At 69.7% G+C, this 25,661-nt stretch carries 26 protein-coding genes; 16 read left to right on the top strand and 10 right to left on the bottom strand.

Annotation, left to right across the window (positions count from 1 at the left end):
• Nucleotides 1-98 precede the first annotated feature (98 nt).
• Genes ACXIZN_RS17435 through ACXIZN_RS17425 form a run of 3 tightly spaced genes read right to left on the bottom strand, consistent with a single transcriptional unit; the run spans nucleotide 99 to nucleotide 2,691 of the window.
• Nucleotides 99-596 (bottom strand): hypothetical protein, encoded by a 498-nt coding sequence (locus ACXIZN_RS17435; RefSeq protein ID WP_457955674.1) that lies wholly within the window; start codon nucleotides 594-596, stop codon nucleotides 99-101.
• Nucleotides 593-2,005, bottom strand: coding sequence for an ATP-binding protein (locus tag ACXIZN_RS17430; protein ID WP_457955673.1), 1,413 nt, complete (start codon nucleotides 2,003-2,005; stop codon nucleotides 593-595). The genes ACXIZN_RS17435 and ACXIZN_RS17430 overlap by 4 nt, the downstream gene beginning before the upstream one ends.
• The gene (locus ACXIZN_RS17425) at nucleotides 2,002-2,691 is read right to left on the bottom strand and encodes a response regulator (RefSeq protein ID WP_457955672.1); all 690 of its coding nucleotides are present in this window, start codon (nucleotides 2,689-2,691) and stop codon (nucleotides 2,002-2,004) included. Before ACXIZN_RS17425 ends, ACXIZN_RS17430 begins: the two co-directional genes overlap by 4 nt.
• Before the next feature lie 110 nt (nucleotides 2,692-2,801).
• On the opposite strand from ACXIZN_RS17425, the gene ACXIZN_RS17420 reads away from it, so the two are divergent.
• A complete protein-coding gene (locus ACXIZN_RS17420) occupies nucleotides 2,802-3,749 on the top strand; it encodes a phosphatase PAP2 family protein (RefSeq protein ID WP_457955671.1) in 948 nt (315 codons plus the stop codon).
• A 206-nt stretch (nucleotides 3,750-3,955) separates the two neighbouring features.
• Here ACXIZN_RS17420 and ACXIZN_RS17415 read toward each other — a convergent pair whose 3' ends face one another.
• The gene (locus ACXIZN_RS17415; RefSeq protein WP_457955669.1) at nucleotides 3,956-5,458 is read right to left on the bottom strand and encodes a diguanylate cyclase; all 1,503 of its coding nucleotides are present in this window, start codon (nucleotides 5,456-5,458) and stop codon (nucleotides 3,956-3,958) included.
• Nucleotides 5,459-5,604: 146 nt separating this feature from the next.
• Here ACXIZN_RS17415 and ACXIZN_RS17410 point away from each other — a divergent pair, with 146 nt between their 5' ends.
• Complete coding sequence (locus ACXIZN_RS17410; RefSeq protein ID WP_457955667.1) at nucleotides 5,605-6,813, top strand: cytochrome P450 family protein; 1,209 nt, start codon at nucleotides 5,605-5,607, stop codon at nucleotides 6,811-6,813.
• 116 nt (nucleotides 6,814-6,929) lie between these two features.
• Here the strand turns inward: ACXIZN_RS17410 and ACXIZN_RS17405 are convergent, their stop codons facing one another.
• Nucleotides 6,930-9,200, bottom strand: coding sequence for a tetratricopeptide repeat protein (locus ACXIZN_RS17405; RefSeq protein WP_457955666.1), 2,271 nt, complete (start codon nucleotides 9,198-9,200; stop codon nucleotides 6,930-6,932).
• A gap of 390 nt (nucleotides 9,201-9,590) precedes the next feature.
• On the opposite strand from ACXIZN_RS17405, the gene ACXIZN_RS17400 reads away from it, so the two are divergent.
• A complete protein-coding gene (locus ACXIZN_RS17400; RefSeq protein ID WP_457955665.1) occupies nucleotides 9,591-10,526 on the top strand; it encodes a DMT family transporter in 936 nt (311 codons plus the stop codon).
• Here the strand turns inward: ACXIZN_RS17400 and ACXIZN_RS17395 are convergent.
• Nucleotides 10,451-10,957, bottom strand: a complete 507-nt coding sequence (locus tag ACXIZN_RS17395) for a GNAT family protein (RefSeq protein WP_321183136.1) — start codon at nucleotides 10,955-10,957, stop codon at nucleotides 10,451-10,453. The two genes, ACXIZN_RS17400 and ACXIZN_RS17395, sit on opposite strands and share 76 nt — an antisense overlap.
• 135 nt (nucleotides 10,958-11,092) lie before the next feature.
• Here ACXIZN_RS17395 and ACXIZN_RS17390 point away from each other — a divergent pair, with 135 nt between their 5' ends.
• The gene (locus tag ACXIZN_RS17390) at nucleotides 11,093-11,293 is read left to right on the top strand and encodes a hypothetical protein (protein ID WP_126730720.1); all 201 of its coding nucleotides are present in this window, start codon (nucleotides 11,093-11,095) and stop codon (nucleotides 11,291-11,293) included.
• Nucleotides 11,294-11,361: 68 nt separating this feature from the next.
• On the opposite strand, the gene ACXIZN_RS17385 is transcribed toward ACXIZN_RS17390, so the two are convergent.
• Nucleotides 11,362-11,721: a VOC family protein gene (locus ACXIZN_RS17385; protein WP_457955664.1), complete on the bottom strand. Its 360-nt coding sequence runs from the start codon at nucleotides 11,719-11,721 to the stop codon at nucleotides 11,362-11,364.
• Nucleotides 11,722-11,811: 90 nt separating this feature from the next.
• Here ACXIZN_RS17385 and ACXIZN_RS17380 point away from each other — a divergent pair, with 90 nt between their 5' ends.
• The 5 genes from ACXIZN_RS17380 to fgd all read left to right on the top strand — a co-directional run bounded on the left by ACXIZN_RS17380 (nucleotide 11,812) and on the right by fgd (nucleotide 15,881).
• Nucleotides 11,812-13,005 (top strand): zinc-dependent alcohol dehydrogenase, encoded by a 1,194-nt coding sequence (locus ACXIZN_RS17380; protein WP_457955662.1) that lies wholly within the window; start codon nucleotides 11,812-11,814, stop codon nucleotides 13,003-13,005.
• Between the two features lie 60 nt (nucleotides 13,006-13,065).
• On the top strand, nucleotides 13,066-13,482 hold the full coding sequence (locus tag ACXIZN_RS17375; RefSeq protein WP_457955660.1) for a CBS domain-containing protein: 417 nt from the start codon (nucleotides 13,066-13,068) through the stop codon (nucleotides 13,480-13,482).
• 15 nt (nucleotides 13,483-13,497) lie between these two features.
• On the top strand, nucleotides 13,498-14,025 hold the full coding sequence (locus ACXIZN_RS17370; RefSeq protein ID WP_457955659.1) for a hypothetical protein: 528 nt from the start codon (nucleotides 13,498-13,500) through the stop codon (nucleotides 14,023-14,025).
• Between the two features lie 42 nt (nucleotides 14,026-14,067).
• Nucleotides 14,068-14,544, top strand: coding sequence for a DIP1984 family protein (locus ACXIZN_RS17365; RefSeq protein WP_457955657.1), 477 nt, complete (start codon nucleotides 14,068-14,070; stop codon nucleotides 14,542-14,544).
• 332 nt (nucleotides 14,545-14,876) lie between these two features.
• Nucleotides 14,877-15,881, top strand: a complete 1,005-nt coding sequence (gene fgd / locus ACXIZN_RS17360) for a glucose-6-phosphate dehydrogenase (coenzyme-F420) (RefSeq protein ID WP_192745079.1) — start codon at nucleotides 14,877-14,879, stop codon at nucleotides 15,879-15,881.
• A gap of 46 nt (nucleotides 15,882-15,927) precedes the next feature.
• On the opposite strand, the gene ACXIZN_RS17355 is transcribed toward fgd, so the two are convergent.
• Nucleotides 15,928-16,341, bottom strand: coding sequence for an SsgA family sporulation/cell division regulator (locus ACXIZN_RS17355; RefSeq protein WP_034319553.1), 414 nt, complete (start codon nucleotides 16,339-16,341; stop codon nucleotides 15,928-15,930).
• Nucleotides 16,342-16,835: 494 nt separating this feature from the next.
• On the opposite strand from ACXIZN_RS17355, the gene ACXIZN_RS17350 reads away from it, so the two are divergent.
• The 5 genes from ACXIZN_RS17350 (at nucleotide 16,836) to kstD (ending at nucleotide 21,815) form a co-directional block, all read left to right on the top strand.
• Nucleotides 16,836-17,759: a tetratricopeptide repeat protein gene (locus ACXIZN_RS17350; RefSeq protein WP_457960541.1), complete on the top strand. Its 924-nt coding sequence runs from the start codon at nucleotides 16,836-16,838 to the stop codon at nucleotides 17,757-17,759.
• Nucleotides 17,760-17,819: 60 nt separating this feature from the next.
• Nucleotides 17,820-18,335, top strand: coding sequence for a winged helix-turn-helix transcriptional regulator (locus ACXIZN_RS17345; RefSeq protein WP_126730733.1), 516 nt, complete (start codon nucleotides 17,820-17,822; stop codon nucleotides 18,333-18,335).
• A 48-nt stretch (nucleotides 18,336-18,383) separates the two neighbouring features.
• Nucleotides 18,384-18,902: an SRPBCC family protein gene (locus tag ACXIZN_RS17340; protein WP_457955656.1), complete on the top strand. Its 519-nt coding sequence runs from the start codon at nucleotides 18,384-18,386 to the stop codon at nucleotides 18,900-18,902.
• On the top strand, nucleotides 18,902-19,939 hold the full coding sequence (locus ACXIZN_RS17335) for an LLM class flavin-dependent oxidoreductase (protein WP_457955654.1): 1,038 nt from the start codon (nucleotides 18,902-18,904) through the stop codon (nucleotides 19,937-19,939). The genes ACXIZN_RS17340 and ACXIZN_RS17335 overlap by 1 nt, the downstream gene beginning before the upstream one ends.
• Before the next feature lie 130 nt (nucleotides 19,940-20,069).
• A complete protein-coding gene (gene kstD / locus ACXIZN_RS17330) occupies nucleotides 20,070-21,815 on the top strand; it encodes a 3-oxosteroid 1-dehydrogenase (RefSeq protein WP_457955652.1) in 1,746 nt (581 codons plus the stop codon).
• Here the strand turns inward: kstD and ACXIZN_RS17325 are convergent.
• Nucleotides 21,803-22,270, bottom strand: a complete 468-nt coding sequence (locus ACXIZN_RS17325) for an anthrone oxygenase family protein (RefSeq protein ID WP_457955651.1) — start codon at nucleotides 22,268-22,270, stop codon at nucleotides 21,803-21,805. The two genes, kstD and ACXIZN_RS17325, sit on opposite strands and share 13 nt — an antisense overlap.
• 37 nt (nucleotides 22,271-22,307) lie before the next feature.
• On the opposite strand from ACXIZN_RS17325, the gene ACXIZN_RS17320 reads away from it, so the two are divergent.
• Nucleotides 22,308-22,907 (top strand): TetR/AcrR family transcriptional regulator, encoded by a 600-nt coding sequence (locus ACXIZN_RS17320; protein ID WP_457955650.1) that lies wholly within the window; start codon nucleotides 22,308-22,310, stop codon nucleotides 22,905-22,907.
• 90 nt (nucleotides 22,908-22,997) lie between these two features.
• Nucleotides 22,998-23,537, top strand: coding sequence for a TetR/AcrR family transcriptional regulator (locus tag ACXIZN_RS17315; protein WP_457955648.1), 540 nt, complete (start codon nucleotides 22,998-23,000; stop codon nucleotides 23,535-23,537).
• Between the two features lie 281 nt (nucleotides 23,538-23,818).
• Here ACXIZN_RS17315 and ACXIZN_RS17310 read toward each other — a convergent pair whose 3' ends face one another.
• Nucleotides 23,819-25,381 (bottom strand): amidase, encoded by a 1,563-nt coding sequence (locus ACXIZN_RS17310; protein WP_457960540.1) that lies wholly within the window; start codon nucleotides 25,379-25,381, stop codon nucleotides 23,819-23,821.
• Nucleotides 25,382-25,661 lie beyond the last annotated feature (280 nt).

Raw genomic sequence — 25,661 nt, 5'->3', positions numbered from 1 at the left:
TGTGTTCGCCCACAGTTACCTTGATCGTTGAACCAAAAGAGGCTCACGCCCGTACAGACACAAGAAGTGCTTTTATGTGAGCACGGTGAGTGACGAATTCAGTCCGCTTTGCAGGACTGGAAGTACACGTCCCCGTCCGGCGAGGTCACGTTCACTCCCGGGGAGCGCAGAGTCCGGGAAGTCGCTGCGGAGGCCGCGATCGTGGTGCAGACCAGCTGGTTGATGGCCTGGTTCGAAAGTTTCCGCATACCGAACGGCAGCACGATCGTGGTCGGGTCGCCCGAGTACACCTCGACCCGCCCCAACTCCGCCGGGACGAACGTGGTGAGGCCCTGCGCGGCTTCCCGCTCCGTCGGTCCCTTCAGCAGCAACGTGAGCGCGCCTTCGGGTGAGATGAAGCCTTCGGTGGGCCGCGCCACCGGGATGACCCGGCCGTCGGAGACGAAGTACAGCGTCAGACCGCCGAGAAGGTACATCCCCGTGGTCGCGCGGATCGACGGGCCGGGCCCGGCCGGGACGACTCCGGTCGGCTGCACGCCGCAGGCCGCCAGCAGCATCGCGGCCGCGAGGGCGGGCAGTGCCCGGGTCCTTCTCATCGCGTGCCTCCTTCGGTCCGGTGCGGCAGGCGCAGGACGAACCGGGCGCCGTGCCCGGTGTCGGCGGCGGTGATGTCGCCGCCGTGCAGTCGCGCGTTCTCCAGCGCGATCGCCAGGCCCAGCCCGCTGCCCTCGGAGCGGGCACGGGCGGTGTCGGCCTTGGTGAACCGGTCGAACACGTGCGGCAGGATCTCGGGATCGATACCGGGCCCGTGATCCTCGACCTCCAGGGTGACGCCGTCGCCGCCGGCGCGCAGGCGGACTTCGACCGGCGCCGCGCCGTGCCGGAACGCGTTGCCCACGAGATTCGCCACGATCAGGTCGAGCCGCCGCCGGTCGACGCGGGCGAGGACGCCTTCCGGCAGGTCGGTGACCAGGTCTTCGCCCTCGCGCCAGCCGCGGGCGTCGAGGCTGTCGCGGATCGCCGTCGCGAGATCCCATTCGTCGAGCACGAGTTCGGCGCGGCCCGCGTCGAACCGGGAGATCTCGACCAGGTCCTGGACCAGCCGGGTCAGCCTCCGGGTCTCGCCCGAGACCAGCCGTGCCGCGACGGCCGTGTCCGGCGGCAGTGCCTCCGCGTCCTCGTCCAGGACGTCGGTGACCGCGTTCATCGCCGCGAGCGGCGTGCGGAGTTCGTGCGAGACGTCGGCGACGAACCGGCGGGCGTCGGCCTCCATCGCTCTCAGCTCGCCGACCGTGCGCTCCAGTTCGGCGGCGGTGTTGTTGAAGGTCGTGACCAGCTCGGCCAGCTCGTCGGACCCCTTGGCGGGCAGCCGGACGTCGAGCCTGCCCTCACCGAGCTGGGCGGCGGCGGTGTTGAGCGCCCGCACCGGTCTCAGCACCTGTCTCGCCGCGAGCAGGGCCAGCGCCGCGGCCAGCGGAAGGACGAGCGCGGCCATCTGCCAGGCGGATTTCGCGAGTTCGTCGATGGCCTGTTGCTGCTGGACGAGCGAGGTGAGCGAATACACCTCGATGCCGCTGGCCCTTGGCGACCCGTCGGGCTGTCGCGCCAGCACTGGCAGGCCGACCTGGAGTTCGGGGCCGGTGTCGCGGTCCAGCCGCTGGAACTGGATCCGGATGTCGCCCGCGACCGTCCGCCGCAGTTCGGTGGAGAACCGGGTCAGGTCGGGGCCGTTGATCGACCGCAGGTTGCCGTGGACCGCGACGGCGTTCAATCGCAGGCTGCCCGCGAAGTCGTTGAGCTGGTCCTGGGTCGGTGGCGTGGACAGCGGGCGGTCGTAGGCGCCGACCCGGTCCTTCAGCTGATCCATCGCCGCGTCCTGGACGGATTTGAGGATCGCGTTCCTCGCCGAGACGTAACTGGCCCCCGCCGCGGCCGCCGCGCCGATGATCGCCATCGCCGCGAAGGCCAGGATGAGCCGGGGCCGCAGCCCGGAGATCAGCCTCATGAACGGCCGAACCGGTACCCGAAGCCGCGGACGGTCTGGACGTGTTCGGGTTTCGCGGGGACTTCTTCGATCTTCGCGCGCAGCCGCTGGACACAGGCGTCGACCAGCCGGGAGTCGCCGAGGTAGTCGTGATCCCAGACGGCGGAGAGGATCTGCTGGCGGCTGTAGACCTGGCCGGGCGTGCGAGACAGCTCCAGCAGCAGTTTCAGCTCGGTCGGGGTGAGCGAGACCGGCTCGCCGTTCTTCGTGACCACCAGCCCCGCCCGGTCGATGACCAGGCCGCCGTGCCGCTCCCCGGCGGCGGCGTCGTTCGCGGGCTTCTCGCTCACCGCACGGCGAAGCACCGCCCGGATCCGGGCGTCCAGCACGCGGGGTTCGATCGGCTTGGTCACGTAGTCGTCGGCGCCCGCCTCCAGCCCGGCCACGATGTCGAAATCGTCGCTGCGGGCGGTGAGCATGATGATCGGCACCTCGCCCGCCGAGCGGATGCGGCGGCAGGTCTCGAAGCCGTCGATGCCGGGGAGCATCAGGTCCAGCACGACGATGTCGGGCTGGAACACCCGCAGTTTCTCCAGCCCGAGCTCACCGCTCTCGGCGGTGTGGACGGTGTGCGCCTGCCGGCGCAGCGCGAGTTCCAGCCCCTCCCGCACGGACGCGTCGTCTTCGATCAACAGGACACTGGCCACGCCGCCATTATTCGGATGCCGCCGCGCCTGTGCGACTCGGCTCGATCTTGTAGCAGAACCATGACATTGTCCGGACCTCTTGGCTAAACGCCGTGGGGACAGTGAGACGCATGGCCCTACTCCTCCACGAAGCGAAACCGACCCCCGCCCGCCGTCCGCTGCCTGGACGGCACGCCGAGACCAGGCGGACCCTGTCCAGGGCCGTGTTCCAGCTCGCCACCGGACTGGGACTGGCCGTCGCGTTCCTCGTGAGCTATGTGCTGTTCGTGCACACGTCGGCCGGGCAGCTCGCGGAGAACGGCGTCGTCCGCAGCGCGCAGTCCGGCCAGTGGTCCACAATGGACTGGGCGGGGCCGCTGCGCGACCAGGACATGGTGCTCGTGATCGGCGCCGCCGGGATCGGGCTCGTCGTCCTGGCGCTGCTCCGGCGCAAACCGGGCCTCCTGGTCCCCGCGCTGAGCGTTCTCGTGCTCCCGCTCGTCGCCGCGCAGCTGCTCAAGCTCTACGTCCTCGTCCGCCCCGAGCTGCCCGACGGCGGCCGCGGGCCGGGGCACAACAGTTTCCCCAGCGGGCACGTCAGCGCCGCCATGGCCATCCTGATGGCACTCGCTTTCGTTCTGCCCCAACGATTCCGCCCGGCGATCATCGGGATCGGCGGCGTCGGCGTCGCCTGGGTCGCGTCCTCGACCATCGCGCTGGGCTGGCACCGGCTCAGCGACACGGTGGGCGCCTGCCTGCTGGCGGCGTCGTTCGCCTGCCTGCTCGCGGCCTGGCTGACCACCCGGCGCCGGGATCTGCGCCGCACCCCCGCTTCCCTGGTCGCGCTGGCCGCGGTGCTGCCCACCGGGATCGTCCTGATCGGCTTCGCGGTGCTGAGCACGGCGACCGCCGGCGCCGCGCAGTTCGTCGCCGCGCTGGTGCTGGCCGCGTGCGCGGCGGTGGGAATCGTGCTGGTCGCGGTGTGGCCGTTGCGCGGATCCGAGTTCGAACGGCGGACCGGCGTGGAGACCAGGGTGGTCGGCGATCTGCTCGAGACCCGCCTCGTGACCCGGCGCTGACCCGGGGTCTTCGGAGGCGCTCCCGAATGTCACGTATGGGACCGTTCGGGTCCCGTACGTGACATCGGTGCTTCGCAACGCATGGCATGTCGCGAAAGCCACTTTCGCGACGTCTGGTGTCCCGAAAGTGGCTTTCGCGACATGTACGCGCGTCCTGGCAAGGGGACCGGCCCCGGTCGGCGAACGCAATTAGAGACCTAAACGCGTCAATCCCGCCGCGAGTCTCCGGCCCAGGTCAGCGGGGACATCGGCGTCCGGGGCGAGGGCGGGACCGCGGAGGGTGCCACGACCACGCGGTTCCGTCCGCTCCGTTTCGCCTGGTACATGGCCGCGTCCGCCACGCGGAACAGCTCGCCGTAATCCGTCGAATGTTCGGGTGAGAGCCCGACGCCGATCGACACGGTGCAGCCGTGGATCGGTCCCACCGCGCGGGGTTCGTTGGTGGCGTGCCCGCTGGCGAGTTCGGTCAGGCCGGTGATGGCGGTCTTCGCGACGGCCGCCCGGATCCGCTCGGCGATCCGCGTCGCCTCTTCGCGGGTGGTGTCCGGCAGCAGCACCGAGAACTCCTCGCCGCCCCAGCGCCCGACGATGTCGGTGGAGCGGGTGTTCTGCCGCAGCACGGCACTGACGCACCCGAGCACGATGTCGCCGCCGGAATGCCCGTACTTGTCGTTCCACTGCTTGAAGTGGTCGAGGTCCAGCATCAGGAACGCCGTCGGCCGCCGCCCGGTCTGGTCTTCGAGCAGCCGCAGGGCCGCGGGCGCGTGGAAGGAGTCCTCGGTCAGCAGGCCGGTCTTCCGGTCACGCTGGCTGCGCGCGATCGTGTCCGCCAGCGCCTGCGAGAGCCGGGTCGACCGCAGCGCGACCCCGATCATCACGAGCGGCACCAGCGCGATGTTGACCGCGCCGAGGATCGTGGTGCACGCGGCGAGTTGCAGCGCGTAGACGAAGTCCGCGTTGTCGGCCCAGCTGCCGATCAGCTTCTGCCGCCGCCAGCCGCCCCACGCCAGGCCGCGCGCGATGCTGATCAGGAGCGTCTGCGACGCGAAGTACCAGAGCGCGGCGCCCACCAGCGCGACGGCGGCGAGCGCGATGTCACCCGGTCGCTGGGGGAGCGTGCCCGATTCGAGCCAGGTGTGCAGTGCCGTCAGTTCGGTGAGCGTGTGCACGCCGAGGATGGAGGCGGCGTGGGCGGCGGTGGTGAAGAGGAACGTCGTCATCGCCTTGTGCGCGATGGAGTAGCGCTGCACGCGCACCATCAGCAGCAGCGCGAGCGACAACGTGGGCGGCAGCAGGACGGCCGCGCCGCCGAGCCAGACGGCGGTCTGGTCGATGTGCTCGCCGCGCCGGTCGTCGGCCCGGCGCTGCTCCTCGGGATGCTGCGTCTGGACGACGTACCAGATCGCGCAACACGCGATCACGCCGAAGCGGACGAGGTCGGTGGTCGTGACGGACGCCCGGAAACCGCTGTACAGCGCCCAGACCGCGACGGCGACCTCGGTGCCGAGCATCCAGAAGACCGCCGCGGGCGGCAGCCGCCACAGTTCCCACCCCGCCGGATGCCGCAGGGTGTTCCAGGCACGACTTCGCAACCGCCAGACGCGGGCGGCGGCGAGGCCGACGGTGTCGGCGAAACCCCGGAGCGAACCGCGCGGCCGCTCCGAGACCGCGTCAGGGTCGTGCTTGCCGAACTCGCTGACGAGGGTCACCTCCCACCGTTACGCACCGCACCCGCTCCGATCTTGCTGGTCACCACGAGGGGGTGACAGGGGGACCGCGTTGACGATCTCGTGAGACAGGCCGATGCCTGCGTTCGGCGGACGACCTTCGGCCACAAGCTGGCATCGTGGCTCGTATGCCTGACGCCGCCGAGGTACCCGCGCTGTTCGGCCCGGAGTTCGACAGGGATCCCTCGCCCGCCTACGAATGGCTCCGGGCGAACGCCCCCGCGTTCCGGCTCCCGCTTCCCGGCGACACCTGGACCTGGCTGCTGACCAGGCACGCGGACGTGGTTTCCGCGATGGCCGACCCGCGTTTGTCCAAATGCCCGTCCGTCGCGGCGGACCACTGGCGCAAGGCCAATCTCGGGCTGCCCGCCGACCACCGGCCCACGCTCATCGGGCATATGAACAACTTCGAGGGCGAAGACCACGCACGGCTGCGCAAGGCCTGCGCCGGTGCCTTCGGGCCGCGGCGGCTGCAGCATATGCGCGACCGCACGCACCGGCTCGCGCACGAACTGCTCGACCCGATCCTGGAGCGGGGCGAGGGCGACCTCGTCGAGGATTTCGCGTACCCGCTGGGAATCCGGTCGATCTGCGAGCTGATCGGCATCCCGGACAGCCTGCTGGACGACGTGCGCCCGCCCGCGCTGGTGGTCGCCGCCGGCGACGTCACGGACATGGCGTCGATGCTGCGGGCGACCGACGAGCTGGACGCGCTGCTCGCCGACGTCGTCGCCCGCAAACGCGCCGAACCGGGCGCGGACCTGATCAGTGATCTCCTCGCCCAGGAGGCCGCCGGGAAGCTGACCGGCGACGAGGTCGCCGCGACGGCGTTCCTCTCCCTGATCGCCGGGCACGAGACGACGATCAGTCTCATCGCGTCCACCGCGCTGACCCTCATCACGCATCCGGAGGAGGCGGCCCGCGCCCGCGCCGACGGCGCACACCTGACGCTCGTCATCGAGGAGGTCCTGCGCCGCGACACCCCGCTGCAGAACACGAGCTGGCGCTTCGTCACCGAACCGATGGAACTCGCCGGGCAGCGGATGGAGGCGGGCGATCCGATCCTGTTGTCGTTGCTGGCGGCCAATCGCGATCCGGAGGTGCACCCCGACCCGCTCGCCTTCCGGCCGGGCGAGCGGCCGGTGCGGCACGTGGCCTTCGGCGTCGGTCCGCATATCTGCATCGGCGCCGCGCTCGCGCGGATGCAGGCGTCCGCGGCGCTGGAGACGTTGTTCGGCCGCGCGCCGTCGATGACGCTGACCGTGCCAGAGGACCGGCTCGTGTGGTGGCCGAGCGCGATCACCCGCGGCCTGCACAACCTGCCGGTGAAGCTCTAGACCGTGCCCGGTCCGCCGGCTCGTGTGATCAGGCGGACGACACGCGGCAGGATCCGGCTATCGGTGAGCCGTCCGTCCAATCACGCGTGTCGTCCGAGCGGGCATGCGCCCTCAGGTCACACCGCGCCTTCGAGACGGCCCCGCAGCACGCTCGCCTTCCGGTCGTCGAGATCCATGACGAGCTGGAGCGCGTCGCGCCAGACGGCCATGGCCTCGCCGGTCCGTCCCCGCGCGGCCAGCGCGCAGCCGCGTTCGTCGAGCGCGTCGGCCTGCCCCCAGACGTCGCCGCAGTTCCGGTAGGCGGTCAACGCCTGCTCGCAGTACCCGAGCGCCTGCTCGAGATCGCCGAACCGGCGGCAGGTCCTGGCCAGCGGCACCAGGGCGAAACCCATGCCGTGCTGGTCGGCGTCCTTCGCGTAAGCGTCGAAGGCGCGCAGGCCGTGTTCGAGGGCCAGGTCCCGCTCGCCGAGGTCGCGGTACGCGCGGCCGAGGTGGACCCGCGCGGTCGCTTCGCCGAGCCGGTAGCCGATCCTGGCGTTCACCTCCACGCTCTTCCCGGCGAGGCGTACGGCTTCGGCGTAGTCCTCCCGCTCGTGCGCGATATTGCCGAGCCCCACCAGCGCCCAGCCGAGGCTCGGGTTCTCGCCGATCTCTTCCGAGAGCTCGACGGCCTGGCCGAACAGTTCGCGCGCGCGGTCGAGGTCGCCGCGCCGCCGGTGCGCCTCGGCGAGGTTGATCGCCGACCACGCCAGCCCGGCGAGGTCGCCACCCGCCTTCGCGGACTCGATCGCCACCTCGTGGCTGGAGATCCACGTCTGCCACGGCCTGCCGAGCAGGTGGTAGTCGAACAGTTCCACCGGCAGCCGCCAGCCGATCTCGTACAACCCGTGGTCCAGCGCCAGCCGGGCGACGCCGGTGATGCTCGGCATCTCCGACGCGCACCAGATGTAGGCCTCGTCGAACGTGGCGAACCGGAGCGGCTCGACGCCTTCGGGCGCGGGCCCCAGGTCTACGTGGTGGTCGCGCGCCGGGGTCAGCGTCCAGCTCGCCGCGTTGGCGGCGTAGAGGTACCAGTGGGCCAGCCGGGAGACCGCCGCCTGCCGCTCGTCCCGCCATCGCGCGGCGGCGGCCTCTTCGGCGGCATAGACGCGGAGCAGGTCGTGGAAGCGGTAGTACCGCGCGCCGACCTGCTGGACGAGATGCGCGTGCACGAGCTTGTCCAGCAACCGTCGTGCTTCGTGTTCCGGCAGACCGGCGAGCGCGGCCGCCGCGTCCGCGCTGTACCGCGGCCCGGGATGGAGGCCGAGCAGCCGGAACATCCGGGCGGTGTCGGCCTCCAGCGCGCGGTACGACCAGCTGAACGCGGCCCGGACCCCGACGGCGTCGTCGTCGACCGCGAGCAGTTCCAGCCTTCGCCCCTCGGCGACGAGTTCCCGGGCGAGTTCGCCGACGCTCTGATGGGGATGCGTGGCGACCCGTTCCGCGGCGATGCTCACCGCGAGCGGGAGCGCCGCGCACAGCCGGACGAGCCTGCCGACGCCTCCGGGGTCGCTGGCCGCGCGTTCGTCGCCGATGAGATCGGCCATGAGCCGCGCCGCTTCGAGATCTTCCAGCGGCTCCAAGGAAACCTGGACCGCGCCGGTGCCGACGACCAGCCCGGACAGCCGCCGCCTGCTGGTGATCAGCACGGTGGTGTCCGGGGTGCCGGGCAGCACCGGCCGCACCTGGTGCGAATCGAGGGCGTTGTCCAGCACCACGAGCGTGCGCTGGCCGCGCAACAATCCCCGCAGGAGCGCCAGCCGCATGTGTTCCTCGGCGGGGACACGGTCGGGGCGGACGCCGACGCAGCGCAGAAGGTCGTCGAGGATGTCGGCGGGTTGCGCCGGGGAGCCCGCCGCATAACCGCGGAGATCCGACCAGAGGACGCAGTCGAACTCCTCTTGCCGCCGGTTCGCCCAATTCAGCACGAGCGCTGTCTTCCCGACCCCGGGCGGCCCCGCCACGAAGACCACTTTGGCCGTTTCGGTGAACACTTTTTCGTCCAGCAGCGCCAAGTGTTCCGCACGGCCGACGAAATGATCCGGCGGCGGGGGGAGATGCACATAGGGTTCCGCGCGGGCCGCTTCGGCGAGCACGATCAAGGTCCCGCCCGCGCCCAGCGCGCGATCACACGCTTCGGCGAATTCCGCGCTCGGCGGGGTGAGCCCCCGTTCGACCCGGCTGATGAGGCTTTTGTCGACATAGGCGAGTTTCTGAAGGTCCCGCAAGGCCAGCCCGCGTGCCTGCCGCCGTTGCCGCAATGCGCGCCCGAAGGTGAGCGCCGCCGTCGAAACCGGGCGGGCTTTACCGGTCTCCCCGGATCTGGCCGAGCCGGATTTCTCGGTCACCAGAAGCACCTTTCTCCCCGCTGCGCGGCAGATGGTGCCACAACCTTCCCATTACGTGGGTCACAACCTGGCCACCGGGTATGCGCGGGTGCGAAGACAGCCCCCAAACTGTGCGAGAACGCGCCCGTTCCCCACCGGTGCGCCGGCCGAAAGGGAGGTGGATCATGCGCGACCGCGAAATGTGAGCAGGCCCTGTCCAGCCTCGCGAACGACCGGGCGAGTACTGATCTCCTCGGAAACCGGCCGTGGCCGCCTTTCCCGGCGACCACGGCCGGATCCTTTCGAAATGTGCAGGACTGCTTAACGTCGGTGTAGATCTTTTCACTTGTCCTGACGAGTCGTCCCGAGGCAGCTTGGAGAGGTATCGAGCGGCCCGGCGAAAGGAACGAAGTGAGCATCGGCGCGCCGGGAACCCTGATCCGCATGGGCGTCCTCGCCCTGCTGTGGGGATCGGGATTCCTGTGGATCAAGCTCGCCCTGACCGGGCTGCCACCCGTTCAGGTGACCGTCATCCGCTGCGCGCTCGGCGCGGCCGTCCTTCTCGTGCTGAGCCGCTGGGCCGGGCAGCGCCTCCCGCGCGGCCGCCGGATCTGGGGCAGGCTCCTCGTCGCCGCCTTCTTCTGCAACGCCTTGCCGTTCGCGTTGTTCAGCATCGGCGAACTGACCGTCGACTCCGGTGTCGCCGGGGTGATGAACGCGACGACCCCGCTGTGGTCGCTGCTGATCGGCATCGGGATCGGCACCGAACGCCGGATCACCGCGATCCGCGTCGGCGGCCTGGTCCTCGGTTTCGCCGGCATCCTGCTGATCTTCGCGCCCTGGCAGAAGAGCGGCCTGCTGGGCTGGGGGACGCTGGCCCTGCTCGGCGCCGGCATCAGCTACGCCATCGCTTTCGCTTACATGGGACGGAAACTCGTCGGCGAGGGCGGCCCGATCGCGATCTCCGCCGCCCAGCTGCTGACCGCCACCGGGCTGAGCGCGCTGGCGCTGCCGTTCGACGCCGCACCGTCCGGGCCGCTGAACGTGACCGCGGTGGTCGCCGTGGTCGTACTCGGGATCTTCGGCACCGGCGTCACCTTCTACCTCAACTACCGGCTCATCGCCGACGAGGGCGCGACCTCGGCGGCGACCGTCGGCTACCTGCTGCCGGTGGTCTCGGTCGCGCTGGGCGCGATCGTGCTCGGCGAGGAACTCGGCCCGCGGGTGCTCACCGGGATGGCCGTGGTGCTGCTCGGAGTCGCCCTGACCCGCTACGTGAGGTCTTCGGCGAGCAGGTCCATCAGCAGTCCGTCGTGCCAGCCCTCGCCGTCGGTGTCGCGTTCGTAGCGGCGCATCACCCCGACCTCGCGGAAGCCGACGGCCTTGTAGCAGCGGATGGCGGCGTCGTTGTCCACGGCGGGATCGATCACCAGCCGATGGTGCCCGCGATCGTGCAGGAGATGCCGCGCCATCGTGCGGACGGTGTCCGTGCCCAGCCCGCGGCCGTGGGCCGCCGGGTCGAGGAAGAGGTCGACCGACGCGTGCCGGTACATCGGGTCCTCCTCTTCGCCGTACTGGACGAAGCCGCGGACGACGCCGCCTTCCAGGACCGTGAAGCAGGTCGTGGTGGGGTCGTCGAACGGCCAGGTGGGGGAGTCTTCGACCGAACCCCAGCGCGCCGCGACCTCGGCCGCGCCGCGGATCCGCCGCAGGTCCGGGACATGGGCCTCGGTGACCGGGGTCAGGGTCACGAACTCCCCGCGCAACTCGGTGGTCAGTTCCCCGCTCCGTCCGCTCGTCCGAATGGCGCCAGTCTAGGGAGAAACCGGCTGGGGCGCCGCCGGAACCGCAAGAACGCGGGGGCGTCGGCCGCCGGAATCCGGTATCAACGAAAGGGACGACGGAGGTGGGTCATGGGGAACCCGTTCGACGAAATGCGTCCGGTGGAGGAACTGGTCGACGGTGGGGCGACCACGGTGCGGGCGGCGGTGCTCCGCAAGGCGACCGAAGCGGTGGTCGCGAACGCCCGCGACGCGACCGATTGCCGGATGCTGCTGGAGATGCTGGGGCTGCATTCCGAAAGGCCGGTCCGGACCGACGACGAAGCCGCTTGAGGCCACATCGGTCTCGTGAGTGGTAAGGACGGTTAGAACCGTCCTTACCACTCACGAGCCCAGTGGGGTCAGCGCCGCGGCAGTACGCAGAATTCGTTCTCTTCCGGGTCGGCCATGACCACCCAGGGGTCCGATTCGGGGTCTTCGAGGATCTTCGCGCCGAGTGACACGAGCCGGGCGACTTCCTCGCGCTGCTCGAGTTCGGTGGGCGCGATGTCGAGGTGCAGCCGGTTCTTGCCCGACTTCTCCTCGGGGACCGGCTGGAAGAGCAGGCTCGGCACGTCGGGGCTCTTCAGCTCGACATAGGTCACCCCGTGACCGTCGGTCCACCGTTCGGTCTCGGGGTAGCCGAGTGCTTCCTTCCAGAACGCGGCCAGCGCTTCGGCCTCACGGCAGTCGACGGTGACGGCGAGCATCCGGGTTCGCATGGTTCCACGGTGGCACGGAACGGCGAGGTTTGCCGGATGCGCGGGCGGGCATCCGGCGGGGGAGCAGAGCCACTCGCCGAAGGGAGCACCATGAAGGCCGTCACCTGGCACGGGAAACGCGATGTCCGGGTGGACACCGTCCCGGACCCGAAACTGGTCGAACCGACCGACGCGATCGTGCGTATCACCTCGACCGGGATCTGCGGTTCCGATCTGCACCTTTACGAGGTCCTCGGCGCCTTCATCGACGAGGGCGACATCCTCGGGCACGAGCCCATGGGCGTCGTCGAAGAGGTCGGCTCCGGGGTGACGAACCTGAAACCCGGCGACCGCGTCGTGATCCCCTTCAACATCTCCTGCGGCCACTGCTTCATGTGCGACCGCGGCCTTCAGTCGCAGTGCGAGACCACGCAGGTCACCGACCGTGGCAAGGGCGCGGCGCTGCTCGGCTACACCAAGCTCTACGGCCAGGTCCCGGGCGGCCAGGCCGAATACCTGCGCGTCCCGCAGGCCCACTACGGCCCGATCAAGGTGCCGGACGGTCCGCCGGACGAGCGGTTCGTGTACCTCTCCGACGTCGTGCCCACGGCCTGGCAGGCCGTCGACTACGCCGCCATCCCCGAGGGCGGGACGGTCGTGGTGTTCGGGCTGGGCCCGATCGGCCAGTTCTGCTGCCGGATCGCGAAACACCGGGGCGCCGGCAAGGTGATCGGCATCGACCTGGTGCCGGAACGGCTCGCGAAGGCCGCCGCGGCGGGCGTCGTCACCTACGACACGCGGGAGCACAAGTACCTCGGCGACGTCATCCGCGAGGCCACCGGCGGACGGGGCGCGGATTCGGTGATCGACGCCGTCGGGATGGAGGCGCACGGCGCCCCGGTCGGGCGGCTGGCGCAGAATCTCGTCGCCCTCCTGCCCGATCCGATCGGCGCGAAGATCACCGAGAAGGCCGCGATCGACCGGCTCAGCGTGCTGTACGCGGCCATCGACTGCGTGCGGCGCGGCGGGACGATCTCGCTGAGCGGCGTCTACGGCGGCATGGTCGACCCGCTGCCGATGATGGAACTGTTCGACAAGCAGATCACCCTGCGGATGGGGCAGGCCAACGTCCGGCGCTGGATCGACGACATCATGCCGCTGATCACCGACTCCGCCGACCCGCTCGGCGTCGAGGGTTTCGCGACGCACAAGCTGCCGCTGGCGGAGGCGCCGCACGCGTACGAGATCTTCCAGAAGAAACAGGACGGCGCGGTCAAGATCCTGCTGGAGCCGCCGGCGGCTTGAGGTGTCGGCACGCGGATGCCGGGTATCCGGTATGCGGATCCTGACGAAAGGAGCGATGGGATGACCACGGCACGAGAGATCATGACCGCGAACACGACCTGCGTGTCCGCTTCCGAAACCGTGCTCGACGCGGCGAAGAAGATGGCCGCCGAGTCCGTGGGCGCGCTGCCGATCTGCGGGGAGGACGGCAAGCTCCAAGGCATGCTGACCGACCGCGACATCGTGGTGAAGGTGCTCGCCGAGGGCAAGGACCCGAGGGCGTTGCACGCCTCCGAACTGGCCCAGGGCGAGGCGGTGACGATCGGCGCGGACGACGACGCCGAGGAGATCATGCGCACCATGGCGAACCACAAGGTCCGGCGGCTGCCGGTGATCGACGGGCACAAGCTGGTCGGCATCGTGGCGCAGGCCGATGTGGCGAAGGCGCTGCCCAACCCGGACAGCGGCGAGCTGGTGGAAGCACTGTCCTACGACTGACGGCATACTCCTTCGGTGGCGTTCTTCGACATCGAGGGTTACGAACCCGTGTGGCTCTCCGGACTCGAGACGATCCGGAGGGCGCACGGGGATCGTTTGCGTGCGCTGGTGGGCAAGCGGCTGCGGCACGTCCACCTGACCTGGTTCGTCGAGTACGCCGAGTGGCTCTCCGACGCGCCCGTCGTGGTCGACTTCGGCGATGAGCGGCTGGAGATCAGGCACTGGAAGTTCGACGAGCTTTCCCTGACCTGGAACACGATCGACCCGTACGGGAAGTCCTCATGGGACTGGGGTGATCCGGCCGAGCCGAGCCCGCTGCGGTGGCGGCAGGACGTCTTCCCGGAACTGTCCGCTTTGGATGGTCAGGTGCTCCAGGACGTCGAGCTGCTCGACTGCGCGACGCGGGACATGGCGAACGGCATGGTCGCGGTCGGTTTCGTCTTCCCGCGCGGCCGGTTCACCGTCTTCAACGCCTTGGACGAGAACGGGATCGAGTTCACCGAGCCGGACTCCTCCTATCGCAGGCATTCCCTGGCGGGCTGAAAACCGGGTGCGGCGGTCGCCGATCTTGGTGATACTCCCGGCATGTCCCGGATCAAACTGGCCGAAGCGCTCGCGCTGCGCGCCGACGCGACCAAGAAAGTGGAGGCACTGCGCTCCCGGATCGTCGACAACGCGCGGCACCAGGAGGGCGAGGAACCGTCGGAAGACGCGTCCGCCCTGCTCGTCGAAGCCGAAACCGCGCTGGACGAACTGGAATCGCTGATCCGGCGGATCAACCGGACCAACGCCGCGACCCCGCTCGGGGAGGGCACGATCACCGACGCGATCGCGCGCCGCGACGTCCTGCGGCTCAGGCACGGCGTCCTCACCGCGGCCGCCGACGCCGCGGCAGGCCGCAACCAGGGCGGCTACGGCCGTCAGCTCCGGTCGGAGCTTCGGTACCTCTCCGCGCTCCCGGTCGCGGAGCTGCGGTCGCGCGCGGACCGGGTCGCGGGGGAGATCCGGGCGGTCGACGTCGAGATCCAGCGCACCAACTGGGAGACCGACCTCCTGGACTGAACGTGGAAAGCAGGTAGCCCTTCGGGAAGCGGGCACAAGCCGAGGGCCGGCGGTACTCCGGCTCGCCTGGTACGTGGTGGGCAGCGTGGGGTTCGACTCCCCGATCACGACTCCGCCCAGCACCACGCACAGGTGACGGCGCAAGCGGCACAGTTCATCACCACGTGCCGGTCCCGGAAGGCGAGGGCGGGTACGGGGTCTTTCCACGCGCATTCCCGGTGACACAGTGGTGTTCCCGACACTGTTCACCTCGTCGAGGCATAGGCGGAGCTGATCGACTCTGTGCCAAGGTGAAGAGCGGAACAACCCAAGAGCCCAGGTGGTGACCCCGGATGGCACTGAAGATCGGTTACAAGGCGTCGGCCGAGCAATTCGGCCCGCGCGACCTCGTCGAGTACTCCGTGCTCGCCGAGCAGGTCGGGCTGGACAGCGTGATGGTCAGCGACCATTTCCAGCCCTGGCGGCACCAGGGCGGGCACGCGCCGTTCTCCTTCGCGTGGATGGCGGCGGTCGGCGAGCGCACCGAGCGGGTCGTGCTCGGCACCAGCGTGCTGACGGCGACCTTCCGGTACAACCCGGCCGTGGTGGCACAGGCGTTCGGCACCCTCGGCAGCCTGTACCCGGGCCGGGTGCTGCTCGGCGTCGGCAGTGGTGAGGCCCTCAACGAGGTCGCGGTCGCCCGCATCGAGTGGCCGGCGTTCAAGGAGCGGTTCGCGCGGCTGCGCGAGGCGATCGAGCTGATGCGCAAGCTGTGGTCCGAGGAGCGCGTCACGTTCGAGGGCGAGTACTTCCAGACCACCGACGCCACCGTGTACGACCGCCCCGAGGGCGGCGTGCCGATCTACATCGCGGCCGGCGGCCCGGTGATGGCGAAGTACGTCGGCAAGCAGGGCGACGGCTTCATCTGCACCAGCGGCAAGGGGATGGAGCTCTACACCGAGAAGCTGCTGCCCGCGGTCGCGGAAGGCGCGGAGCAGGTGGGCCGGAGCACCGGCGACATCGACAAGATGATCGAGATCAAGCTGTCCTACGACCCGGATCCGGCGCAGGCGCTGGAGAACACCCGGTTCTGGGCGCCGTTGTCGCTGACGCCGGAGCAGAAGGCCGGTATCGAGGACCCGGCGGAGATGGAGAAGGCCGCGGACGCGCTGCCGATCGAACAGGTCGCCCGCCGCTGGATCGTCACTTCCGACCCGGCGGACGCCGTCGAGCAGATCAAGCCGTACGTCGAGGCGGGCTTCAACCACCTCGTCTTCCACGGTCCCGGCCACGACCAGGAGCGGTTCCTGCGCTCCTTCTCCGAGCAGGTCGTCCCGGGGCTCCGCGAACTCGGCTGACCCGATGTGGAGGGCGGCACCGTGTGAGCGGTGCCGCCACCGGCCGTCAGGACTCGGTGACGAGCTTGCCGATCTCCTGGTCGAAGTCGAACCATTCCGGCTCGGATCCGGCGGGCACGACGTCGTAGGTGCGGTCGAGGAACTCGGCCAGCTCCTGCGCCGGGGCTTCGAGGACCGCGCAGCCGTCGGGCGCGCTGAGCGCGAAGATCACGATCGAGGTGTCGTCGGCCGGGCTGATGATCACGTCGCCCTCACCCGATGGGGTGAGGAGGCCGTCCGCGAGGAGATCACGGCCGAACATCCAGCGCACCGTCCCGCCGCCCGAGTGGTAGGCCACCACGACGGCGTAGGGGTCTTCGGGGTCGTATTCGAGATCGGCTCGCACGGGGAGCGGGTCCGCACCGAAAGTGCGCAGGCCGAAGACGATCGTCCCCCGGATGAGGTCGCTTTCCCTGTCCAATGCTTCAGCCCCTTACGTTCGGTTGCTGTTGATCTTCAGCTATGAATAACGCAATGTGAAGCCTTTTCGTGACCCGAGTTGACAAGGTTCACACGTTCGGCTGAGAGCTGGGTCTCACGCGCTCACGCACCGTCTTCGGCGGGCACGTGCGGTGAGCAAGCGGAAAAGGCGGTCAGCCGTGCAAAAGAAAGTGACTTCGCACGTGCATATTCCGATGAAGGAAATATGGGCAGCCATTTGGCGGAGTGAATCCGTATTGTTGGCGGTTTAACATCAGCACGCGTCGTTCAAATGTTTCCAGGAGACCGGCGTGGCTCCGTCCTGGACCTCGGCGAGCTTGGTCGTTGCGGATAGGGAGGAGCGGTAATGGGTGTACGAATCACCGTCGTCATTCCCCGGGACGGCCTCACTCGGCGTGACGCGGGCTGTGGGCTCCGGGGCCGCGCCGGCGGTGTCCCGCGTCCAGGGGCGTCGCCGTGATCGACCGGCTCCCGATGCGCGTCGGGCAGGCCGACGTCGACCGGCTGGAAGGTGTCATCGCCGCGCTCCGGGCGCGCGACTACCGGGAGGGCGGCGGATCCTGCCGGGAGCTGCTGCGCGTGCTGGAGCCCTACGGTGCCGCGCTGCGGCGCGGGATGATGTCCGATCCGCTGGCCCGGCGGCTGGCCGGGGTGGTCGCGGATCTGCACAACCTGAAGGGCTGGACGGAATTCGACTCGGGCCGTCCCGTAAGGGCGGAGCGGCACTTCCGCCGCGCGCTCGACCTCGCGGCGGAGGCGGGCGACTACGACCTCCTCGCCAACATCCGCTACCGGCTCGGCCGGATGTACCTGCATCACCGATCGCCGTCGGAGGCGCTCGAACAGTTCGGCCAGGGACAGGTCGCGGCACGCCGCGCCGGACGGCCGCTGTCGCAGGCGATCCTGTCGGCGAACGAGGCATGGGCCTACGCGCTGCTCGGCGATGTCCGCCAGGCGCTCGACAAGATTTCCCTTGCCCCGGAACAATTCGCGGACTCCGCCGGCGACACCGTCCCGTCGTGGTCCGCCTTCTTCACGGCCACCGACCTGGCCGCGATGATCGGCACGGTGCGCACCGAACTCGCCAGGCTCGTCGACGTCCGCCACAGCCGGAAGGCCATTCCGGCGCTCACCGAAGCCATCGACGGCTACGGGCCGGACATGCTGCGCAGCCGGTCGCTGACGATGATCTGGCTCGCGGTCGACCACGCGCTGGAGGGTGATCTCGACCGGGCGGCGGAGGTCGGTCTCGCCGCGATGGACCTCGCGGACGGAATCCGTTCCGCGCGGACACGAGATCGTTTACGTCCGCTGTCGGAAAGCGTGCGGAAGCGGGTGGGCGACATTAACGCGCGAGATATCCTTGACCGGATCGCAACATTCCGCGCCAGTGCGTGAGCGCCGGAGAATGGGTGGAGGAATGACCGGATCAATTTCGCCGGGCGTAGGCTCGCGGGTATGAAACGGACTTCGTTCGCGCAGTGGCCGTGTTCGATCGCGCGCACCATGGACCTGCTCGGCGACTGGTGGACGCCGCTGGTCCTGCGGGAGGCGTTCTACGGGATCCGCAGGTTCGACGAGTTCCAGCAGCAGCTCGGCATCGCGCGGAACACCCTCGCCGACCGGCTGCGCCGCCTGGTCGCGGAGGGGTTGCTGGAAAAGCGCGCCTACCAGGCCGACCCTGTCCGTTACGACTACGTGCTGACCGAGAAGGGCTCGGATTTCTACGGGGTGCTCGCCGCCATGTCGCGCTGGGGCGACCGCTGGCTCTCTGGCGACGACGGGCCGCCGATCACCCTCCACCACGAGACCTGCGGGCACGACACCCACGCGGAGGTCGTCTGCGCGCACTGCGCCCGGCCGCTCACCGCGGAGAACACCCGGGCGCGGATCGGCGCGGGCTATCCGCCGAAGCTCGCGAGCCGGCCCGACGTCGTACGGCGATTCGCCGCGCAGGAGGGTTTGACAACCTGAGTCCATCTACGCAACTATCGAGGTCACAGGCATGGGAGGGTGACCACGATGGAGTGGACGGGCGCCAAGTACGCCGACGGGCCGACGGTCGAGGTCGAAACCTGGGTCGACGCGGTCCCGGAGCGGGTCTGGTCGATCGTGTCCGATGTGCGCCTGATGCCCGAAATGAGCCAGGAAGTCCGGTCGGTCGAGTGGTGCGACGGCGCGGAGGACGCGCCCGCCGTCGGCAAGCGGTTCGTCGGCCGCAGCAAGCACGCCGCGTTCGGCGAATGGGAGACGACGTCGTATGTCGTCGAATGCGAGGCGCCGCGGGTCTTCGCCTGGGCGGTGCAGGATCCCGAAACGCCGACCGCGCTCTGGCGGTTCACGCTGGAGCCCGAGAACGGCGGGACGAAGCTCCGGCAGTGGATGCGGATGGGGCCGGGACGGTCGGGTCTCTCGCTGGCCATCGACCGGATGCCGGACAAGGAGGAGAAGATCGTCTTCGTCCGGCTGCGCGAGTTCGAGAACGCGATGACCGGAACCCTCGCGGCGATCAAGGAGCGCGCCGAGGCGGACGGCACCTGATGCGGACGGCGACCACGGTCGAGGCGTCCCGCGGCTGGCGGGAAACGCTGGATTTCGTGCTGGAGGCCGAAAAGCTCGGTCTCGACGAATGCTGGGTCGCCGAGGCGTGGGGTTCGGACGCGCCGTCCGTGCTCGGCTATCTCGCGGCGCGGACCGAGCGGATCAGGCTCGGCTCGGGCATCATCCAGCTCGGCACCCGGACCCCGGTGGCGATCGCGCAGACCGCGCTGACCCTCTCGGAGCTCTCCGGCGGCCGGTTCGCCCTCGGGCTCGGCGCGTCGGGGCCACAGGTGGTCGAGGGGCTCCACGGGGTTCCGTTCGCCCGGCCGCTGACGCGGATGCGGGAAACGGTCGCGATCATCCGCCAGGCGTTCGCGGGGGAGAAGATCTCGTTCTCCGGCAAGGAATTCGAGATCCCGCTGCCGGGCGAGAGCAGGCCGATGCGGCTGTCGACCGCGCCGAATCCGGAGATCCCCATCCATCTGGCCACGCTCTCGCCCAAGCTGCTGGAGCTGACCGGCGAGATCGCGGACGGCTGGCTGGGCACCAGTTTCGTCCCCGAGGGGGCGCAGGCCTATTTCTCGCATCTCGACGCGGGTCTCGCGAAAGCGGGCCGAACGCGGGCGGACCTTGAAGTCTGCCAAGGTGCCGAGGTCGCCTTCGCCGCGGACGAGGACGAGCTGCGCGGGATGGTCGCGGGCCGCAAGGCCGAACTCGCGTTCAGTCTCGGCGGGATGGGTTCGGCGGAGACGAACTTCTACAACAACGCCTACAGCAGGCAAGGCTGGGCCGAGACGGCCGCGGCGGTGCGGGAACGCTGGCAGGCGGGCGACCGGGAGGGCGCCGCCGCACTGGTGACCGACGAGATGGTGCTCGGCACGACGCTGATCGGCACCGAACCGATGGTCGCCGAACGGCTGCGCGTCTGGCGGGACGCCGGGGTCGACACGGTCCGGCTGTACCCGGCGGGGGAGACGGTCGCCGACCGGCTCGCCACCCTCGGCTGCGCGCTGGACCTGGTCCGCGCGCTGGGCTGAATGCTCGCGCCGGTTGAGGTGACCGGCCGAGCGCGGCGGGTCCCGCCTGCTCCAAGCGGGTAGAACTTGTTTCACTTTTGCCGTCGGCTGGAGAACATGACCTCGCTCGATCCCCACGCGAGGAGGATTCATGGGTCCCGATTCCGGTCTGTCCCGGCGCCAGGTCCTGCTCGGCACCGGGCTCGCGCTCGCTTCGGGACTGCCGTTCGCCGGGACGGCTTCGGCCGCGTCCGCGGTGCTCGGCGAGTACGACGTCGTCGTGGTCGGGGCGGGCGCGGCCGGGATGACCGCCGCGCTGACCGCGGCGAAACGCGGGCTCAGCTGCGTGGTGCTGGAGAAGGCGGCGAAGTTCGGTGGTTCGGCCGCCCGGTCAGGGGCGGGGATCTGGATTCCGTGCAACTCGGTGCTGGCCGAGGCCGGCGTCCGCGACACCCCGGAACAGGCCGCACGGTACTTGGCCGCCGTGGTCGGCCCGTCGATTCCCGCCTCGCGGCAGCAGGCCTTCCTCGCCAACGGCCCGGCGATGCTGTCGTTCGTGATGGCCAACAGCCCGCTGCGGTTCCGCTGGATGGAGGGCTACAGCGACTACTACCCGGAACTGCCCGGCGGGATGCCCGGCGGCCGCTCGATCGAACCCGACCAGCTCGACGGGAACGTCCTCGGTGCCGAACTGGCCAATCTGAACCCGCCCTACCTCGCCACGCCCGCGGGGATGGTCGTCTTCAGCGCCGACTACAAATGGCTCGCGCTGGCCGCGGTCAACCCGAAGGGCGCCGCGGTGGCGGCCGCCTGCCTCGCGCGCGGCACGGCCGCCGCCCTCGCCGGACAGAAGCCGCTCACCATGGGCCAGTCGCTGGCCGCGGGACTGCGGGCCGGGTTGCAGCGCACCGGGGTCCCGGTCTGGCTGAACACGCCGCTGACCGACCTCGTCATCGAGAACGGGAAGGTCACCGGCGTGGCCGTCGCGGCGGGCGTGGTGAAAGCCCGGCGCGGCGTCATCGTCGGCTCCGGCGGGTTCGAGCACAACGCCGCCATGCGGGCGGAATACCAGCGCCAGCCCATCGGTACACAATGGACTGTCGGGGCCCGGTCGAACACCGGGGACGGGATCCTGGCGGGAAAGCGGGCCGGAGCCGCACTGGACCTGATGGACGACGCCTGGTGGGGGCCGGCGATCCCGCTCCCCGGCGAACCGTACTTCTGCCTCGCCGAGCGGACGCTGCCCGGCGGGCTGATGGTGGACGCGGCGGGCAAGCGATTCGTCAACGAAGCGGCGCCCTACAGCGACGTCGTGCACACGATGTACGACCGGAACCCGACGTCGCCGACCATTCCCGCGTGGCTGGTCGTCGACCAGCACTACCGCAACCGGTATCTCTTCCGCGACGTCGCGCCGCTCTTGCCGTTTCCCGGCGAGTGGTATTCGTCGGGAGCGGTCAAGAAGGCGTGGACCGTGGAGTCGCTCGGCAGCGCGATCGGTGTCCCGCCGCAGGCGTTGCGCGCCACGGTCACCCGGTTCAACGGGCAGGCACTGTCCGGTGTGGACAGTGATTTCCGCCGGGGCGCCAGCGCTTACGACCACTACTACACCGATCCGTACGTCCTGCCGAACTCGTGCCTCGCGCCGCTCTGGGAACCGCCCTTCTACGCCTTCAAGATCGTCCCAGGCGACCTCGGCACCAAGGGCGGGATGCGCACCGACGCGCGGGCGCGGGTCCTGCGGGCGGACGGCTCGGTGATCCCGGGCCTGTACGCCGCCGGGAACGCCAGCGCGGCGGTGATGGGCAACAGTTACGCGGGGGCGGGTTCGACGATCGGCCCGGCGATGACCTTCGGGTACGTGGCGGCGAACGATCTCGCGGATCAGCCCGGCTGAGCCTTGAACCGTGAAACGACGATGACGAGCACGAAAGCGGCGAGCGCGGCGACGGTCCGGACGACGTTGTAGGTCTCCCACTGATCGAGGATCGCCGCGTGGTCGGCCGGCGCGGAGGTGACCGCCCAGACCTTGATCCGGCCGTTGAGGGGCACGTTCCCGAAGCGGGTGACCAGGAACGACGTCACCGCGAGGGCCGCGGCGGCGCCGGCCAGCTGTCGTGCCCGCCCTCGGCTCAGGAAGACGAGCGCGAGGGAACTGATCGCCGCGAGGCCCATCGCGGTCTGCATGACGACGCCGTTCCGCTGCATCAGGGCGGAGTGGAAGGTCAGCCGCACTTCGAGCGGGACGACGTCGAACGTGGCGGCGACGTTGACCATGCCGTAGCCGAACGCCCCCGCGAGCAGTCCCGTCGACAGGAGGGCGACACCGGTTACGAACCCAACCTTTGACATGCTGTCAAACATAACGGCCTGGGTTAAGATTGACAACATGTCTGAGGTAGCCGAGGGGCGGCAGCGGCGACGGCGGACCGACGCCGACCGCAGTGTCGCTTCGATCCTCGCCGCGGCCAGGGAAGTCCTCGGCACACAAGCCCAGGCGAGCGTCGAGGACATCGCGAGAGCGGCCGGGGTGAGCAGGCAGACCGTCTACGCGCACTTCAAAACCCGCGAGGCGCTCCTGAGCGCGGTGATCGACGCGGTGTCCGAGGAGGCCGCGAACGAGATGGCCGCCGCGCGGCTCGACGAGGGGCCCGCGGCCGACGCCATGCTGCGCCTGCTCGACGTGGGCTGGCAGATGTTCCGGCGCTACCCGCGACTGCCCGCCGGCGCCGCCGAAGAGAATGACCCCGAAGCCGACCGGGAACGTCATTCGGCGGTGTCGGACCATCTGGACCGGCTGCTCACCCGGGGCAAGGCGTCGGGCGAGTTCGACCGGCGGCTCGCGAATCCTTGGCTCGTCAGCGCGATCGTGGCGCTCGGCCACGCCGCCGGACAGGCGGTGGACGCGAAGCAGTTGACGCTCGAAGACGGCGTCGACGCGCTCGCCGAAAGCGTGCTGCGGCTCTGTGGTGCCGCTCGGCGGGACTGACGGACACGGAACGCCCCGAAGCGCTCACGGCCGGTTCCGCACCCGTTAAGGTGGGGCGTTCGCGTGGCATCAAGGGCTGGGGGGTCCGCCATGATCATCAAACGTGCCTATCACCACGGGGATCTTCGTCGTGCGCTCGTCCTCGCCGCACGGGAGCTCCTCGTCGAACGAGGTCCGGAGGGAGTGAGTCTGCGCGCAGCGGTCGCGAAGGTGGGTGCGTCCACCGCGGCGCCGTACCGGCATTTCCGCGACAAGGACGCGCTGCTGGTGGCGGTCGCGCTGGAGGGACACGCCGAAGTACAAGACCGGCTGCGTGACTGCCGCGCCGGGACGGTGACCGCGCTCGGCCGGTCCTACCTCGGCTTCGCCCTGGAACATCCCGCGCTGTACCGCCTGATGGCGGGCGCCGGCATCGGGGATCGGGCCGCGTATCCGGAACTGGCCGAGGCCCACCGGGCGACCTGTGCGCTGCTGGCCGACCGGGTGGGGGAGCGGAACGACCCGGGCGGTTTCGCCGTCACGCTCTGGTGCCTGCTCCACGGGCTGGCGACGCTCGTGATCGACGGTCACGTCGAGCGGGAAGCCGCGGTCGCGGAAGTGGAGCGCAGCCTCGGGCTGCTGGTCGGGTAAGGACCGGTGGATGCGTCCGTGTGTGGATTTTGGTGCGTTGGATGACCAGAAACCCACACAGTGCCCCCTTGTACGTGAGGTGTGTGGAAATAGGGACGTTGAACGTCTCTATTCCCACACACCCCTCACTCGCAGTAACACTTGTCTGCCCACGGGTCACGTCTGGTGGTCATAAGGGTGAGGGGTGGGCTCTCCGCGATCGATCGCGAGTGCCACGAAGCTTCGAACCAACCCCGTTCAGCAGGGGACGGCAGCCACCTTTGCCGCGCCCCACCCTCGATTCAGCCGATGGACGGAATGAAGGTCGGCAGCCGCCGGACCTTCGTGTCCTGTTCGAAGGCGTAAGCGATCGCCAGCAGCGACGGTTCACTGAACCGCCCGCCCATGATCGACAACCCGAGCGGCAACGGCCCGGCGTACGCCATCGGCACGGTCATGTTGGCGTAGCCCGACACGGCCGCCGGTCCGGACGAGTCGATCAGCAGCGCGCCGTCGCCGACGCCGAGCCGCGTCTTCCACGCGGCGTTGTTCGTCGGCGCCACGATCGCGTCCAGCTTCTCCCCGCGCAGGGTCTCGTCGAGCCCGCGCCGGGCGGCGCTCGTCGCGGCCTCCCGCATCGCGCGGTACGCCGGATCGTTGAGATCGCCGGTGGTCGCCTGCGACCGGTCCCACAGGTTGTGCGTCCAGTACGGCATTTCGATCGCCGCGTTGTCCAGGTTGTACTGGATCAGCCCGGCCAGGTCGGCGGGGTGCTTGCCGCCGGTGGACGCGAGGTAGGCGTTGATGTCGTGCTTGAACTCGGTCCGGATCGCGGGGAACTCGTTGGCCGCGATGACATCCAGGTAGGGAATGGTGATCTCGACCGTGGTCGCGCCGAGCTTCCGGAGCCTGGTCAGTGCCTGGTCGAACGCCGCCTTCGTCGTGTCGTCCGGGGTGTAGACCTCGCGCCAGACGCCGATCCGCTTCCCGCGCAAAGCGTTGGGGCGCAGGAATCTCGTGTAGTCGTCGAGCGACTGGCGGGCGGCGTCGACGGTGATCGGGTCACGACGGTCCGCCCCGTTCAGGGCCGCGAGCAGGATCGCGGCGTCGACCACGTTGCGCGCCATCGGGCCCGCCGTGTCCTGCTGTTTCGACACCGGCACGATCCCGCTGCGGCTGACGAGCCCGAGGCTCGGCTTGACCCCGACGATGCCGTTGGCGCCGGACGGGCAGCTGATCGAACCGTCCGTTTCGGTCCCCACGGCGACGGTCGCCAGATGCGCGGCGACGGCCACCCCCGGGCCGGACGACGAACCGCACGGGTTGCGGTCGAGGACGTAGGGGTTGGCGGTCTGCCCGGCGAGCGGGCTCCAGCCGTTCGACGAGCTGGTGGAGCGGTAACTCGACCACTCCGACAGGTTGGCTTTGCCGAGGATGACCGCCCCGGCTTCACGCAGGTTTTCCACCACGCCGGCGTCGCGGTAGGGGCGGGATTCCAGCAGCGCCGTCGAGCCCGCCGTGGTCGGCTGCCGGTCCGCGGTGTCGATGTTGTCCTTCAGCAGCACCGGAATCCCGTCCATGGGTCCCTTCGAACGGTGCCGGTGACGCCGCACGTCGCTCTCCGCGGCGAGCCGCAGCGCGTCCGGATTCGTGGTGAGCACCGCGTGGAGCGTCGGGTTCAGCTTGCGGATCCGCTGCAGGTAGAAGGCGGTCAGCTGGACCGAGGACAGCCGTCCGGAGCGCATCGCCCGCTGCAGATCGGGGATCGTCGCCCGCTCCAGGTCGATCCCGGCCACCACGGGGCGGCCGGAGGCTCCCGTGGCCGACGCCGGGACCGCCGTGGTGGCCGACGCGGCCGACACCATGACGAGAAACGCGGCGACGGTCACGCCCCGCCTTTTCCAGGAATGTCTTCTCAAGGAATTCCCTCCTTGTCCGAAAGAATTCCTGAACAGTACGTGCGCCGCTCCGGTTCGGAACCGCCGTTGAAAACGGAAAGCGGTGATTTGATCGAGGCGGGGACGCCGGTCCGGTAGGCGATCGGTCACGGAAACAGCCTGTAGATCCTGGTTTCGGCACTGTACGCCGCTGGCCGCGGACGCACGGTGAGACGATATTCGTGATTCCGTCGGAAATATTCCGCCC

Source organism: Amycolatopsis sp. TRM77291 (assembly GCF_054166285.1).
This window is presented reverse-complemented; position numbering and strand designations above follow the sequence as displayed.

Excerpts from the sequence above, each read along its gene's own strand:
- ACXIZN_RS17435 (WP_457955674.1), bottom strand. The coding sequence starts at position 596 with ATGAGAAGGACCCGGGCACTGCCCGCCCTCGCGGCCGCGATGCTGCTG.
- ACXIZN_RS17430 (WP_457955673.1), bottom strand. The coding sequence starts at position 2,005 with ATGAGGCTGATCTCCGGGCTGCGGCCCCGGCTCATCCTGGCCTTCGCG.
- ACXIZN_RS17420 (WP_457955671.1), top strand. The coding sequence starts at position 2,802 with ATGGCCCTACTCCTCCACGAAGCGAAACCGACCCCCGCCCGCCGTCCG.
- ACXIZN_RS17410 (WP_457955667.1), top strand. The coding sequence starts at position 5,605 with ATGCCTGACGCCGCCGAGGTACCCGCGCTGTTCGGCCCGGAGTTCGAC.
- ACXIZN_RS17390 (WP_126730720.1), top strand. The coding sequence starts at position 11,093 with ATGGGGAACCCGTTCGACGAAATGCGTCCGGTGGAGGAACTGGTCGAC.
- ACXIZN_RS17385 (WP_457955664.1), bottom strand. The coding sequence starts at position 11,721 with ATGCGAACCCGGATGCTCGCCGTCACCGTCGACTGCCGTGAGGCCGAA.
- ACXIZN_RS17380 (WP_457955662.1), top strand. The coding sequence starts at position 11,812 with ATGAAGGCCGTCACCTGGCACGGGAAACGCGATGTCCGGGTGGACACC.
- ACXIZN_RS17375 (WP_457955660.1), top strand. The coding sequence starts at position 13,066 with ATGACCACGGCACGAGAGATCATGACCGCGAACACGACCTGCGTGTCC.
- ACXIZN_RS17365 (WP_457955657.1), top strand. The coding sequence starts at position 14,068 with ATGTCCCGGATCAAACTGGCCGAAGCGCTCGCGCTGCGCGCCGACGCG.
- fgd (WP_192745079.1), top strand. The coding sequence starts at position 14,877 with ATGGCACTGAAGATCGGTTACAAGGCGTCGGCCGAGCAATTCGGCCCG.
- ACXIZN_RS17350 (WP_457960541.1), top strand. The coding sequence starts at position 16,836 with ATGCGCGTCGGGCAGGCCGACGTCGACCGGCTGGAAGGTGTCATCGCC.
- ACXIZN_RS17345 (WP_126730733.1), top strand. The coding sequence starts at position 17,820 with ATGAAACGGACTTCGTTCGCGCAGTGGCCGTGTTCGATCGCGCGCACC.
- ACXIZN_RS17340 (WP_457955656.1), top strand. The coding sequence starts at position 18,384 with ATGGAGTGGACGGGCGCCAAGTACGCCGACGGGCCGACGGTCGAGGTC.
- ACXIZN_RS17335 (WP_457955654.1), top strand. The coding sequence starts at position 18,902 with ATGCGGACGGCGACCACGGTCGAGGCGTCCCGCGGCTGGCGGGAAACG.
- kstD (WP_457955652.1), top strand. The coding sequence starts at position 20,070 with ATGGGTCCCGATTCCGGTCTGTCCCGGCGCCAGGTCCTGCTCGGCACC.
- ACXIZN_RS17325 (WP_457955651.1), bottom strand. The coding sequence starts at position 22,270 with ATGTCAAAGGTTGGGTTCGTAACCGGTGTCGCCCTCCTGTCGACGGGA.
- ACXIZN_RS17320 (WP_457955650.1), top strand. The coding sequence starts at position 22,308 with ATGTCTGAGGTAGCCGAGGGGCGGCAGCGGCGACGGCGGACCGACGCC.
- ACXIZN_RS17315 (WP_457955648.1), top strand. The coding sequence starts at position 22,998 with ATGATCATCAAACGTGCCTATCACCACGGGGATCTTCGTCGTGCGCTC.
- ACXIZN_RS17310 (WP_457960540.1), bottom strand. The coding sequence starts at position 25,381 with ATGGTGTCGGCCGCGTCGGCCACCACGGCGGTCCCGGCGTCGGCCACG.